We start from the raw sequence: 13,886 nt of genomic DNA, 5'->3' as shown, positions 1-13,886 counted from the left end.
AATCCTTTCCGGGGAAGTCAAATGATCGAAGCTACGATGATCTGGAACGAGCCCAACAACAAATCGCACTGGGATCCTGAAATCGATCCTGAATGGAGCCTGTTTGCTCAGATGGCAATCCTCGCGGCCGATGCCATCGCAGCCAAGAATCCGGAACTGACGAAGGTGCTCGGCGGAATATCTCCGATCGACCCCTTCTTTATCAGCCGCATGAAGAATTACGGCGTGCTCGATCACCTCGACGCCGTCGCGCTGCATGGTTTCCCCCTCGACTGGAACCTGTGGCAGATTCATGAGTGGCCGGAGAAAATCAACGAAATTCGCGCTGTCACAGATCTGCCCATCTGGGTCAGCGAAGTCGGTGTCTCGACCTTCGGCGCGGAGGAAGTGCAGTTGTGGGGTCTGCAGCGAACTGCCGAGTTGCTCAAGGGTAAAGTCGAGCGCTGCCAATGGTACAGCCTCTACGACCTCCCCCGGTCATGGGAGGCAACAACGCGCCATCGCGAAGCTGAAGGCTCCTCCTACTATCGGCACTACTATATGGGAATTCTGCGCGAAGACGGAACGCCCAAGCCGGCGCTTGAGGAGTTTGCCAAACACACGCCGGATTTCGGGCTGGTGCAATGGTTCCACTTCGAAGACCCGCGACTGGAGGAGGCGGCTGCCTGGATGAGACGGCTGGGCGTGAAATCTGTGCGCACTGGGCTTTCCTGGGCGGACCGATTCCGGCCTAATGCTCTCGATTGGTTCGACCGACAGATGCAGGCCCTCGAAGACTTCGACGTAACGGTGACATTCTGCTTCACGCCGGAGCATCGGGGTATCGCGCCGCACCATACCAGTCCCCCCTTGGTGCCCGAAGAATTCGCCGGTTTCTGCGAAGAAATGGTCGAACGTTATGCACCCCGCCAGGATAGCGGATATGTGTCGCGCGTCGCGAGATCAGCTGCCCGATTGCTGGGTCTTGAATCACGTGCGTCCCTCGGAGCCGGCTAAACCCAGGCTCCGAGCTATCCTGCCGATCGGTCCTCGGGAATAGGCCACTCCCTGATAGCATGCCAAGGCAGCACGAGCCCACAGAATGTAAAGTCTGGGGCTATGCAGGAACTGGGCGATTGAAAAGACGCGATGACTCCAATGACTGATCCCGTAACGCATGATGTAGACCGCCTTGCGCTGACGAGACAGTCCATCGCTGCGGGCACTGACGCGCTTGCGCGGGCGCATACCGTTACGAGGCCAGGTCAAACGGAATGAGAGGCCCTCGCGGCGCTGACGGAATCCCGCAGCCTGGGTAGCTATAACAAAATCGGCGTCGACAGACGACAGCGCGAGCCTCTTCTGATCTATCCCCGCTTCTACAACATCTAGAAGTGCTTTTGAGCGAACGATCACCACGTTCGTTCCTCTTCCATCAGATGAGTATGGCTCCTTCCACGCATCCCCGAAAGCGATATCGGCCGTTTCTGCAACGACGTCGTCGCAGAAATTGCAAGCGGAGTTCTGAAAAAAGCCTGCACCCCAGTCCCCATCGGCCAGATGCCACCAATCTTGGGCACACGTCTCACCGTTTTCGAGCGTCAGTTGAGCCCGATACCAATTCGCAGGCCGATCCGGAGACTTTATCCTGTAATCGAGGCGTTTGACGTGCCGAATGTCCTCGCCCATCTGCCACGCGAAGCTCTCGGCCATGCGCGCGCTTTTCATATGGCCGCAAAACAGCCCAAGCGTGAAAGCAATTCGCTCCTTCAATATTGGGTCGTCGGCACAGGCCAGTCGCACCGCCTTGATGAAACAGGGAATGCCAACCACGGCATACCGACCGGGGGCCCCGCGAATGGACTGAAGCACTCCGGAAAGCTCGACTGGATAATATCGAGATTTGGCGCCTGCCTGAAGTTCCTGCAGATTACGTGACAGCGAATAATGAAACAGGCGCCCTTCCGATTGCGGATCATCGCTCTGCTTGACGTGAGCGACACCGTCGACGAGCCCCAGGCGCAGCAATTCCGCCGCCACCCAGGTGACCATACCTCCGGAGCTGCCGTTGGAACGGTATTCCCCTTCCTCGACATGGCCGACCAAGGCAGCCTCGTAACGACCCACTAGAAGGTCTTGGTTTTTCGCGCCGGCAAAATATTCGGCCGCCAGTTGCTCCTCGTCCCGGGCCACCGGGGAAAACGGGCAGGTTCGGGCCAAATCTTCATCGCGACCCCGCAACCAAGTCCTCGGGCCTTTTGGCTTCATCTGGCCGTATCGGTCAAGTTCCATGCGCACATCAGGTCGCGCTGACTTTGCGACGCAGGATCCGCAGCCGATGCAGAGGCCGGAGCCCATAATATCCTTGGGAGCAATACCGGACGCGAGCCGACTATGTTGACCGGAGCTATTGCAAGGCATGGCTGAGATAGGCGCTGGATCTATGACGCAGGGAGGATATTCGCTGCGAAATGCCCGTAGGAAGCGGGTTGCCAAGGATAACGTCTAGCGACGGGATCGCATCTTCGGTCAGCACATGATGTTCGGCTCGCACGAGCTGCGTTAGATCGCGAATCTTGTTGGAGCGGTAGTCGGAGAGGACACATGCAAACGGCTTCTCATTGATGAGCGAGAACACACACCCGTGAAAGAAATTTGTCACGACAGCCTTTGCTTCGGAGATGAACCCAGCGAATTCCTCCGGCCCGGCATCAATCCATTGCTCGTCGGCCCAATCGTTCCGATAGCCGATGCTTACAAGCGGATAGCCCCGGTCTCGTGCCCATCGGCGCATCGCATCCTGGAACCACGTGGGGAAACTATGCCCGTAGACGGCTATATATGATGCCGCCTCCCGGCCATCTCTGCTCGCGTTCAGCATCTGCGGAAATTGCAGGCACGGGTCAAGAACGAGTTCTGGCTCCAGTCCCAATGTCTCGCGGATGATCCGCTCTGAATGGAGGTCCCGGACCGAAATATGAGAAAACCTTCGCAGCTTTTCCGCCCAACCCTCCAGCCGCTCCGATGACGTCAGGCTTCCAAAAGTTGCGGCATAGGAGACAAGGCGCCTGCATCGCAGGCCCTCTCCATAAAACACCGGATACCCGCCATACCAGGGATGGCGGAGGTTCCACACCTCGTCGCTGCCGACGATGATGAGCGAATAATCATCCATCCCGGCTGGATTCTCCAAGGGAAAAGGCGGCGAAAGGGGCAGGCTGGCAAACGAGTGAAAGAATTTCCGGATTTTCGCTTTGTAGAGCGGGTAGTCTTCCTTCGGCGTTGCGGCAGGAAGCAGCGGCTGCAGCGCGCATCGCCATTCTGCGCGGTTCACGCGGTCCGACATGTGTTCCAGAAGAACGGCTTCTACCCCCATGGACGCGAGGCCCTCGGCCAGACAGCGTGCCTGCCAATAAGAGCCGTAATTTATGCAGCGGTGAAAGGTAAGAATCCCGGCCTTAGGCATCTGGTCCCTGAAGCAGATCGAAAGAATATTCTCTAACCGACCAACTCCATTTACGTTCCCAATAAACCGAGGCTCGCCTCCTGGTTCGCGTGATGTGATCACCACCCACCGGTGCTCGATTGCAGCCTGTTTTGGATCAGGTTCTTCAGCATGTCGCAATGAATCAGATAACCCCCAGCTCAGCCGGGGGTTATCAGCAGCGTCGAGGCTGGAGCTTTACTCCGGGCCTCGCTATTTTGCTTTACTCGAACAGCTTAGTTGACCGACTTGTCGACCAGCTTGTTCTTGCCGATCCAGGGCATCATGCCGCGCAGCTTCGCGCCGACTTCCTCGATCTGGTGGCTGTCGTTGTTGCGGCGGATGCCCTTGAAGCGGGCGGCGCCCGACCGGTATTCTTGCATCCACTCGGAGGTGAACTTGCCGGTCTGAATGTCCTTAAGGACGCGCTTCATCTCGGCCTTAGTTTCTTCGGTGATGATGCGCGGGCCGGTGACGTATTCGCCCCACTCGGCCGTGTTGGAGATCGAGTAGTTCATGTTGGCGATGCCGCCTTCATAGATCAGGTCGACGATCAGCTTCACTTCGTGCAGGCACTCGAAATAGGCCATTTCGGGTGCGTAGCCGGCTTCGACCAGCGTTTCGAAACCGGCGCGGATGAGTTCGACGAGACCGCCGCAGAGAACGACCTGTTCGCCGAAGAGGTCGGTTTCGCACTCTTCCCGGAAGTTGGTTTCGATGATGCCTGAACGGCCGCCACCCACGCCGCAGGCGTAGGAGAGAGCGAGTTCAAGAGCATTGCCGGAAGCGTTCTGGTGAACGGCGACGAGGCAGGGAACGCCGCCGCCCTTCTGGTATTCGCCGCGAACCGTATGGCCTGGGCCCTTAGGGGCGATCATGACGACGTCGACGGAAGCCTTCGGCTCGATCAGGCCGAAATGAACGTTGAGACCATGGGCAAAAGCGATGGCAGCGCCGTCACGGATGTTCGGAGCGATGTCCGACTTGTAGATGTCGGCCTGCAGTTCGTCCGGCGTCGCCATCATCATCAGGTCGGCCCAGCCGGCGGCTTCGGCAACCGTCATGACCTTGAAGCCATCGGCCTCTGCCTTCTTGACGGTCGGCGAACCGGCCTTCAGCGCGATTGCGACGTTCTGGGCGCCGCTGTCCTTCAGGTTCAGCGCATGGGCGCGGCCCTGCGAGCCGTAGCCGATGACGGCGACCTTCTTGGCCTTGATGAGGTTGAGATCGGCATCACGATCGTAATAGACGCGCATTTGAAGTTCCTTCCCTTGTGCTTGTCCTGTTGATTGTCATTAAGGCGAAATCAGCCGAGAGCCGGCATCTCCGCCAGAACCTTCTCCGTGCCGTAGAGCCGGAGGAAGGAGGTCACCGCCCTTTCCGCCTGGCGCGCAGTATCCTTGAGGCCCGGCTCGCCGAGCAGCATGCGCACATGCAGGTCGGAGACAACAAGGCCGTAAAGCGTGTGGTAAGCCTCGTCGGCATCGGAAAAACGCAGCAGCCCCGCCCTCTTTCCGGCGTCGATCAGCGCCATCGCGCGCCGATCGATCTGGCGCCGGCCGCGCTCGAGCAGGAGCTTGCCGAGCTTCGAGCCGTCGCGATGGGACTGGCCGATCGCCAGCCGGTTCAGCGCCAGCGAGACGTCGCCCGCAAGAACTTCAAGCAGATCACGTGCGAAGATCACGACATGGTCGTGCAGGCTCGTCGCCGTCAGCCGCTCGCCGTTGCGCTCGAAGGTGCGCACCTTGCTCGCCTGATAGGCGATCATCGCCGAGAGCAGCCCGTCACGGTCGCCGAACCACTTATAAAGGCTTTCCTTGGAGCAGTTAGCGGCACGTGCCACACCCGAGGTCGTCAACGCCTTCTCGCCGCCATCGACGAGCAGACGTAGCGCCTGCTCCAGAACGGCATTCTGGCGCGGCGAAAACTCGCTCGGATCTGCGGTATCGACGGACACGATGCTGGCTCCCATGTACGTACCGTACGGTACGGTTCGTGAGGTTTATGCGACAATCCGTTCGGGGCGTCAAGCAGGCCCGGCGGATTTTTTATACGGGAAAGGCCGGTGCGGCACCAGAATTGGATAGGCGGAGACCGGATTGAGATTGCATAATGCTGCGGAATGTCGTTTGCCCAGAGGCTTCCATGTCGCGTCTATCTGCCCTTCTCCTGGCCGGAGCGATGCTCCTGGCGACGACGCCCTTCACCGACCGCGCCGCCGCGCAGTCGGATAGCGAGGTCTATAATCGGATCGAGGAATTGCACGGCGATGCCGCCGGCTTCGACCGGCCGCTGCGCCAGCTCGTCCAGGCGATGCGCACCGGCGATGCAGAGACCATCGCAGGACTTGCCGAATATCCGCTGAGCGTAAAGGCAGATGGAGAAACCTACGATATCGAAAACGCCGAGGATTTCATCGAGAATTTCGACGATCTCGTGACGCTGGAGACCCGCCGCGCTGTCGGGCGCCAACAATATGAGGATCTCTTCGTCAGCAGCGAAGGAGTCATGCTTGCAAATGGCGCCGTCTGGATGGGCGCGGTCTGCGACGACAACGCCTGCGACGAGAGTCATTGGGCGATCATCGCCATCAATAATTAGCCCGCGACATTTGTGGCGCAGCGACGTCAGCCATCGCTGCGAAGCTTGCGCGCCAGCGTCTGAAGCTCCTTGAATGCTTCGTAACGCTTGCGATGGAGATCTGAAACGTCACCGTCAGACGGCTGAAAGCGCTTTTCCACCTTCGTGAGTCTGCTCATCGCCTCGCCAACATCGGCAAATTGACGGCCGGCGACGGCCCCGAGAATGGCCGCTCCCAGCAACACCGGCTCCTCGGCCTTCGTCGCCACCACCGGTTTGCCGCTCGCATCGGCGAGCACCTGGCGGACGAAATCATGCTGGCCTGCCCCGCCACTGATGACGATGTTTTCGACCGTCACGCCGGCCTCGGCCTGCGTTTCGATAATTTGCCTGAGGCCGTAGCCGATGCCGCAAAGTCCGGCAACGTAGAGCGAGACCAGGCTGTCGACATCCCGTTCCATGCCGAGACCGGCAATGACGGCGCGGGCATGCGGATCGGCAAAGGGCGCACGGTTGCCGAGGAATTCGGGAACGACGTGCAGCCCGGCCGCCAGCTTGACTGCATCGGAAGCACGGCCCGCCTGGCGGGTGGCCATGTCGGCGAGCAGGACCGGCAGCGCAACGCCGGCGCTCTTTGCAAGCTCCCTCGCCTCGCCGGCCGCCGGATGAAAGGAGAGGAGCTGGTCGATCGCCGCGCCGGCGGCACTCTGGCCTCCCTCGTTCAGCCAGAGGCCCGGCACCATCGCCGAATAGTAAGGTCCCCAGACCCCTGGAACGAAAGACGGTTCCGCCGTCGATGTCATCGTGCAGGAGGAGGTCCCGAAGACATAGGCAAGATTGGCCTGCGGATCGGCGCCGACGGTTCCGACGCCGCCGGCATGGGCATCGATCAGCCCGGCCGCAACGGCCGTGCCCGGCACCAGGCCGAGCTCTTCCGCCGCAGCATCGGTCAGTCCCTTGCCGAGCGAAGAACCTGGCTCGACGATCGACGTACCGATACGGGCAAAACCTTCGTCTACCAGCACGCCAAGGCCGATCTGGTGGAAATAGCTGCTGTCCCAGCGCTTTTCATGGGCGAGATAGGTCCACTTGCAGGTGACCGTGCAGGTCGAGCGCGAGAGGTCGCCGGTCGCCCGCCAGGTGAGGAAATCCGCAAGATCGAAAAATTGCCAGGCGGCATCGAATACGTCACGGCGGTTCTCCTTGAGCCAGAGAAGCTTGGGCGTTTCCATCTCGGGAGAAATGCGGCCGCCGACATAGCGCAGCACATCATGGCCAAACGCATTGATGCGCTCCGCCTGCGGGACGGCGCGGTGATCCATCCAGACGATGATGTTTCGGTCCGGATTTTCCGAAGGCCCGACGGGAAGCGGCTTGCCGCCGTCGCCGAGGACCACGAGCGAACAGGTGGCGTCGAACCCCAAGCCGGCCACTGAGGCCGGATCGACGCCGACTGCGGCGACCGCCTCTCGCACGGCCGCGCAGACGGCACTCCAGATTTCTCTGCTCGATTGCTCAACGATGGACCCGGCTTCATGAAACAGGCTGATATTCCGCTTGGCGGAGGCAAGCATGCTCCCGGCCATATCGAACAGGCCGGCCCGGGCGCTACCGGTGCCGACATCGATGCCGACGACATATTTGGCGCCGGCTTCTGCGGGATGATATGTGTCGCTCATGGTATCTCGTTTCGGATCGCCAGGGATCGGGTTGATTAACAGCTGCGGTCGAATTTCAAAGTCTGTTGTCTGGAGAGATCCCGCCTCCAGGGACGCTGACATTACGCGGTCGCGACGACTTGGCAAGGAGGCTGGGCGTTGAGTGCGCCCTCCGCCTGGGGCGCCATCACAACCTCCCTCCGACATTTTCCAGAATGGCGGTGAGCTCCCCTGCCCCTGTCGCAACGGCGGCGGCTCCGGCGGCATCGAGCACGGCGCGGCGGCCGGGCCTCGGATCGGCCGGATCGACGAAACCGATGGCCGTCATGCCTGCGGCGATTGCCGCCGCCACACCATGAACGCTGTCATCGATCATGATGCATCTGGCCGGGCGGGCCCGAAAACGCTCGGCGCAATGCAGCAGCAGATCGGGGGCCGGCTTCGGCCGGGCGACGAATTCGGCGCTGAAGACGCCTTCGCCGAATGCGCTCCAGAGATCCAGTCTGCCCAGGCTGTTGCGCAGCCGCCGCATCGTGCTGTTCGATGCGACGCATTTCGGACGGTCGAGGCTGTTGACGACCTCGGCTATGCCGGCAATAGGCGTCAGCGAACGGGCGAATTCCTCGAAGAGATGAAGATGCCACTTCTCGAACAGCGCGGCTACATCGATGATCCCGTATTCGCGCCGACACATCTCGGCAATGATGCTTTCCGAGTTGCCAGTGAATTTGACATGGGCCTCCCCCGCGCTGATCGCGATACCTGCGCCATGCAGCGTTTCCGCGAGCGTACGGCTGGCAATCGGCTCGCTGTCGATCAGCACGCCGTCGCAATCGAAGATTACGAGGTCGATTCTGTCCATGGCGCCTCGCGTTCCGGGATGATCGATGCGGCTATCGAGCATGCCTCACCTCCGCGCCTGCAGGGCGAGATCCGGCCGGTCCGTAGTGATCTGCCGGATCGGTTTGGCAAGCCAGTATTCGAGATCGCTCATTTCGTTCGGAACCCAGGCCCCGAGCCGGTCGAGCGGCACGAGCTTGGTGATCTCGTCCCACTTCGCCTGAAGCAGCGACCGTTCGATCGCAATGATATCCGAGCATTGCTTCATCAGGCTGAGACCGCTCGCAAGGCCGAGACGCTCGGCCGACTTGGCATCGAAGGACGACAGGGTGCGAATCCCGGGAGCGGCCTTGCGAATATCGGCAAGCACATCGGGATGAAAGCTCGTCAGGATCGAGCGCTCCAGGAGACCTAGCCGCTCGACGGCGGCGAATGCCTTAGCGGCCAACCCCTCGTAAGGCGTTCCATCGGCATGGGTTTTCAGCTCGATATGAAGCTCGAGCGGCGTATCCCTGAAGACGGCAAGCACCTCTTCCAGCGTCGGGATCGCCTCCCCGTCGCTGTCCTTGAGGCTGATTTCACGATGTTTTCCGGGGCTGAGGTCGGAGACCAAGCCCTGCGAATCCGTCGTGCGATCGAGCGTCGGATCGTGAATGACGAGCATTTCGCCCGAACGCGTCAGGTGGATGTCGAATTCCACGCCATCGACCGGCATTTGCCCAAGTTTGCGGAAGCCCAAGAGGCTGTTCTCGGGCCAGAGATTGCGGCCACCGCGGTGGCCGATGATATGCACCATCGTCTGAATGTCCTTGAGATGTCGCGTGTTACTTTCCGGAGTCCACCAGCCCCTTGGTGAACCAGCGTTGCATAAAAAGAATGACGGCAGCAGGCGGAAGCATGACGAGCAGCGCCGCGCTCATTGCAATGTTCCAGGCGGGTGCGGAGTCGGAGACCGGAACGAGTTGCTTCAGCCCGAGGACCGCTGTCCCCATTTCCTTGTCGGTCGTGAAGAGCAGCGGCCACAAATATTGGTTCCAGCCATAGAGAAACAGGATGATCGACAGGGCCGCGATGTTGGCGCTCGACAGCGGAAGAAGGATATCCTTGAAGAACTTCAGCGGACCGGCGCCGTCCAGCTTGGCCGCCTCACAAAGTTCATCCGGAACCGTCAGAAAGAATTGCCGGAACAGGAAGGTCGCCGAGGCCGAGGCAATCAGCGGCAGGATCAGGCCGGAATAGCTGTTGACCATGTTCCATTTCAACGAGGCTTCGATGCTGTATCCGGTGAGGCTCTCGACTACGCCGGAAAGCCCGATCGTCCCGGCCAGCCAGCGGATCGGCCCTGCGGCATCGGCGACCGCTTCATAGGTCGGGATGATGCGGACCTCGACCGGAAGCATCAGCGAGACGAAGATGAGCCAGAACGCGGTCATGCGAAACGGGAACCGGAAATAGGTCACGCCGAATGCGGCGATCAGCGAGATCGCCAGCTTGCCGAGGACGATGCCGGCGGTGACGATGATCGAATTCAGGAAAAGCTGGGAGAATTCGCCCTGCTGCCAGGCGGCGGCCAGGTTTTCAAAGAAATGCGAACCCGGCACCACCGGAAACGGCGCCTGCTGAACCTCCTGCAAGGTGAGGGAACCGGCGACGAAGGCGAAGTAGAGCGGCAGGCAGACTAAAATCGCGCCGATGAGCAATATTGCGTGACAGAAGATCGAAAGACCGAGATGACGTTCGGGCATGACTACACCTGGTAATTGACCTTGCGCTCGAGGGCGCGGAACTGGACGACGGTGAATAGGATGGCGATCAGCATCAGCAGCACGGATTGAGCGGCCGACGAGCCGAGGTCGAGCTGCACGAAGCCGTCCTGGTAGACCTTGTAGACCAGGCTGTTCGTCGCCCCCGCCGGACCGCCGCGTGTGACCGCATCGATGATCCCGAAGGTTTCAAACAATCCATAGACGAAGTTCATCACCACGAGGAAGAAAATCGTCGGCGAGATCAGCGGAAGCGAGATCGTGAAAAAGCGTCGGACGGGTCTTGCACCGTCGAGCTTTGCGGCCTCCAGCAGCGAGGCAGGCACGGCCAGCAATGCGGCGACGAGGAAGATGTAGTCATAACAGACATTCTTCCAGACCGAGGCGATCGTCACCAGAAGCTGCGCATCGAAAGGACGCCGGTTCGGATCCCATTCGAAGCCGAGCCCATGCAGAAACTGCGCGATCGGCCCCACTGCCGGATTGAACAGGAAGGCCCAGATCACGCCCGATATGACAGGCGCGATCGCATAGGGAAGCAGGATGATGCTCTTGTAGATCCCCCTTCCCCTGATCACGAAATCGGTCGCAAAGGCGAATAGGCCGGCAAGCAGAAGCGTCGCGACGTTCTGCGCAATGGCGAACCAGAGCGTGAACAACGCGCTGCCGCGATACTCCGGGCTGGCGAACAGATTGTAAAAATTTGTCAGCCCGACGAAGATTTGTGTACCGCCGAAGGGATCGACCTGAACGAAGGCCAGCGACAGCGCCTTGTAAGAAGGTATGAAAAAGAAGAACAGCAGGATCAGCAGCTGCGGCGCAACCAGGCCAAAGGCAAGCCACGGCTTGTTGAAGTGGGCGGACTTCAATCCGGCCTCCGACGGCCGCACGATCGAACGGCCCGTCGTAAGTATATCCGAGATGCGAAGGCGCCGGGCGGCGCCTCCGATCGTTCCGAAGGTCCTACTTTGCTGCATGAAGCTGCTCGTACTGCCGAAGGATCTGGTTTCCGCGAGCCACTGCGGCATCCAGCGCCTGCTGCGGTGTCTTCTGGCCGGTCCACACGCCCTGGATCTCTTCCACCAGAAGCGCCATCGACTGGTTATGATTGCCGAATCGGAAGCCGCGCGAATTGTCGGTCGGGGTACCACGCGTGAGCTGGAGGATGGCGATCTCGCGGGTGGGGTGGTCCTTGTAATAGCCCTCGGACTTGGCTTGTTCATACGCAGCGTTGGTGACCGGAACATAGCCGGTCTGCTTGCTCCACCAGACCTGCGTCTTCGGCGATGCGACGAAGTTCAGGAAGGCGGCCGCGCCGGCGTATTCTTCCTCCGACTTGCCCTTCAGGACCCAGAGCGCACCGCCGCCGATGGTGCTATTCTTCGGCTGAACGCCTTCCTCATGCGGCAGGAATGTCGCGCTCCAAGTGAATTTCGCGCCGCTTTCGACGGCAGCATGCGCCGCGGTGGAGGCCACATAGGTCGAACAGGTGCCCGAGTTAAAGAGCTGGTCGGGCGAGAGGCCCTGCCCAGCGATCTGCAGGATGCCGGCATCCATCCACGTCTTGAGGCGCGTCACCTGGCCGACCACCAGCGGGCTCTTGTTGAAGATGAACTCGGTATCGAGGCCGCCGAAGCCATTCGCCTTGGTGCCGTACGGCTGGTCGTGAATCGCCGCATAATTCTCGATCAGGCTCCAATAAAAGTCGTTCGCAAGCGCCATCTGGCATTTGGAAACGCCCTTCTCCTTGATGGCACGCAGCTGCTTGTCGACTTCTTGCCAGGTCTCGCCCGGCTTATCGAAACCGGCTGCCTTGAAGTGATCGGCATTGTACCAGAAGATCGGGGTCGAGCTGTTGAACGGCATTGCCGCCGGCTTGCCGTCGACCAGATAGAAACCGGCGACCGGAGCGACGAAATCGTTCCAGTCGATCTTGTAGCCTTCCTTCTCCATCAGCTCCGGCACCGGAATAACAGCGCCGGAATTATACATGGTCAGAAAGCCGCGCTCAGCCGCCTGAATCAGCACCGGCTGCTGGCGGACGCGATAGGCGGCCACCATGGCCGCCATGGTCTCTTCGTAATTGCCTTTGCCAATGCCAACGACCTCGTATTTGTCCTGCGAGGCATTAAAGTCGGCAATCAGCTTGTTGGTGATTTCCGCTAGGCGGCCGCCTGCCGCATTCCACCATTCGATCTTGACGCGATCGGCTGCGCTGGCCTCACCCGCAGCTGCCAATCCAAGCGTCGCCAGTGCAGCGCCCGCCGCGAACGAGCGGATTGTCCGCCCCACGCGCGCGCCCATCGAAGACTTTGCCGTCATTTCGTTTTCCTCTCCATAGCCGTTGTTCGCCGACCGGTGCGTCCAGCGCCGGTCAACCCCTCCCAGAGTGGCGATAAAACAAGGTTGGGGTCACTTGTTACAAATGTCAATAGCGTGTTACAAATGTATGACGATGGCGAAGGAGGATGCTATGGCAGCTATCGAACTGATCGATCTGAAGAAGAATTACGGGCCAGTTCCGGCGGTAAAGGGGATCAATCTCACCGTCGCAGACGGCGAGATGATCGTGCTGGTCGGGCCTTCCGGATGCGGAAAATCGACCCTGCTGCGGATGATAGCCGGCCTCGAAGCCATAAGTTCCGGGCATCTCAGGATATCAGGAAAGGACGTCGGCCATGTCGATCCGGCCGACCGCAACATCGCCATGGTGTTCCAGAATTACGCACTCTATCCCCACATGACAGTCCGTCAGAATCTCGAATACGGCCTTAAGAACCGCCGCCTGCCGCGCGACGAGATCAACCGGCGGATCGCCAGCGCCGCTGGCATTCTCGAGATCGGCGAGTTCCTTGAGCGGCGCCCCCGCCAGCTCTCGGGCGGACAGCGCCAGCGTGTGGCCATGGGCCGCGCCATCGTCCGCGATCCCGCCGCCTTCCTGTTCGACGAACCCTTGTCCAATCTCGATGCGAAGCTTCGCGTGCAAATGCGGCTCGAGATCCGCAGGCTGCAGCGGCAGCTCAAGACGACGAGCCTCTATGTCACGCACGACCAGCTCGAGGCCATGACGCTGGCCGACAGGCTGGTCGTCATGAACGGCGGCAGGATCGAGCAGATCGGCACACCGATCGAGGTCTATCGCCGTCCCGAGACCGTTTTCGTTGCCGGCTTCATCGGTTCTCCGCCGATGAACCTCATCGGTCTGGACGAGCTCGGCCCCTGCGACCTCGCACTGCCTAGGGATACGGATCTCATCGGCATCAGGCCGGGAGCGGTCAATCTCGGCGCCGGATCGGCGCATGACCTGCAGTTCGACGCTCAGGTCGAATTGATCGAGACCGTCGGCGATGAAAATAACGTGCATCTACGCATAGACGGCAGCGATAAGCGCATCGTTGCGAGCGTTCCCACCGATCAGCGTCTGCAGGAGGGCGACCGAATTTCCTGTTACGTGCGAAGGGATGGTCTGCATCCCTTCGATAGGTCGACGGGGCGGCGAACCGATTGACGGGAGTGAAGCAAATGACGGCCGGCCGCTGCGATTGACAAGCGCCGGGGATTTGAGATCCATGGCGTCGAAGC

At 60.4% G+C, this 13,886-nt stretch carries 13 protein-coding genes; 3 read left to right on the top strand and 10 right to left on the bottom strand.

All coding sequences use genetic code 11. From position 1 onward, the window contains the following. The first annotated feature begins 21 nt into the window (after positions 1-21). Positions 22-996 carry a hypothetical protein gene (locus FFR93_RS10985; RefSeq protein ID WP_064705496.1) on the top strand — a complete coding sequence of 325 codons (975 nt, stop codon included), beginning with the start codon at positions 22-24 and terminating at the stop codon, positions 994-996. Here FFR93_RS10985 and FFR93_RS10980 read toward each other — a convergent pair. The 4 genes from FFR93_RS10980 to FFR93_RS10965 all read right to left on the bottom strand — a co-directional run bounded on the left by FFR93_RS10980 (position 970) and on the right by FFR93_RS10965 (position 5,435). Beyond that, positions 970-2,271: a Coenzyme F420 hydrogenase/dehydrogenase, beta subunit C-terminal domain gene (locus tag FFR93_RS10980; RefSeq protein WP_138393228.1), complete on the bottom strand. Its 1,302-nt coding sequence runs from the start codon at positions 2,269-2,271 to the stop codon at positions 970-972. The genes FFR93_RS10985 and FFR93_RS10980 overlap by 27 nt on opposite strands. 115 nt (positions 2,272-2,386) lie before the next feature. Continuing rightward, a complete protein-coding gene (locus FFR93_RS10975; protein ID WP_138393485.1) occupies positions 2,387-3,445 on the bottom strand; it encodes a polysaccharide pyruvyl transferase family protein in 1,059 nt (352 codons plus the stop codon). A 254-nt stretch (positions 3,446-3,699) separates the two neighbouring features. Continuing rightward, the gene (gene ilvC, locus FFR93_RS10970) at positions 3,700-4,719 is read right to left on the bottom strand and encodes a ketol-acid reductoisomerase (protein ID WP_138393227.1); all 1,020 of its coding nucleotides are present in this window, start codon (positions 4,717-4,719) and stop codon (positions 3,700-3,702) included. A 50-nt stretch (positions 4,720-4,769) separates the two neighbouring features. Further along, positions 4,770-5,435 carry a TetR/AcrR family transcriptional regulator C-terminal domain-containing protein gene (locus FFR93_RS10965; RefSeq protein WP_171049154.1) on the bottom strand — a complete coding sequence of 222 codons (666 nt, stop codon included), beginning with the start codon at positions 5,433-5,435 and terminating at the stop codon, positions 4,770-4,772. A 173-nt stretch (positions 5,436-5,608) separates the two neighbouring features. Between FFR93_RS10965 and FFR93_RS10960 the strand changes: the two genes are divergently transcribed. After that, positions 5,609-6,064: a hypothetical protein gene (locus tag FFR93_RS10960; protein ID WP_138393226.1), complete on the top strand. Its 456-nt coding sequence runs from the start codon at positions 5,609-5,611 to the stop codon at positions 6,062-6,064. Between the two features lie 26 nt (positions 6,065-6,090). Here FFR93_RS10960 and FFR93_RS10955 read toward each other — a convergent pair whose 3' ends face one another. The 6 genes from FFR93_RS10955 to FFR93_RS10930 form a co-directional block, all read right to left on the bottom strand. Beyond that, complete coding sequence (locus tag FFR93_RS10955; protein ID WP_138393225.1) at positions 6,091-7,722, bottom strand: FGGY-family carbohydrate kinase; 1,632 nt, start codon at positions 7,720-7,722, stop codon at positions 6,091-6,093. 166 nt (positions 7,723-7,888) lie between these two features. After that, positions 7,889-8,605 carry an HAD-IA family hydrolase gene (locus tag FFR93_RS10950; protein WP_138393224.1) on the bottom strand — a complete coding sequence of 239 codons (717 nt, stop codon included), beginning with the start codon at positions 8,603-8,605 and terminating at the stop codon, positions 7,889-7,891. Between the two features lie 3 nt (positions 8,606-8,608). Next, a complete protein-coding gene (locus FFR93_RS10945; protein ID WP_138393223.1) occupies positions 8,609-9,337 on the bottom strand; it encodes a glycerophosphodiester phosphodiesterase family protein in 729 nt (242 codons plus the stop codon). 28 nt (positions 9,338-9,365) lie between these two features. Continuing rightward, positions 9,366-10,286, bottom strand: coding sequence for an ABC transporter permease subunit (locus FFR93_RS10940; protein WP_138393222.1), 921 nt, complete (start codon positions 10,284-10,286; stop codon positions 9,366-9,368). A 2-nt stretch (positions 10,287-10,288) separates the two neighbouring features. Then, positions 10,289-11,281, bottom strand: coding sequence for an ABC transporter permease subunit (locus tag FFR93_RS10935; protein WP_138393221.1), 993 nt, complete (start codon positions 11,279-11,281; stop codon positions 10,289-10,291). Beyond that, positions 11,268-12,626: an extracellular solute-binding protein gene (locus FFR93_RS10930; RefSeq protein WP_138393220.1), complete on the bottom strand. Its 1,359-nt coding sequence runs from the start codon at positions 12,624-12,626 to the stop codon at positions 11,268-11,270. The genes FFR93_RS10935 and FFR93_RS10930 overlap by 14 nt, the downstream gene beginning before the upstream one ends. A 151-nt stretch (positions 12,627-12,777) precedes the next feature. On the opposite strand from FFR93_RS10930, the gene FFR93_RS10925 reads away from it, so the two are divergent. Beyond that, positions 12,778-13,812, top strand: a complete 1,035-nt coding sequence (locus tag FFR93_RS10925; RefSeq protein ID WP_138393219.1) for a sn-glycerol-3-phosphate import ATP-binding protein UgpC — start codon at positions 12,778-12,780, stop codon at positions 13,810-13,812. Positions 13,813-13,886 lie beyond the last annotated feature (74 nt).

It is taken from the genome of Rhizobium sp. MHM7A (assembly GCF_005862215.1).
Lineage (GTDB): Bacteria > Pseudomonadota > Alphaproteobacteria > Rhizobiales > Rhizobiaceae > Rhizobium > Rhizobium bangladeshense.
The sequence above is the reverse complement of the archived record's forward strand: the minus strand, read 5'-3'. Positions and strand labels throughout refer to the sequence as shown.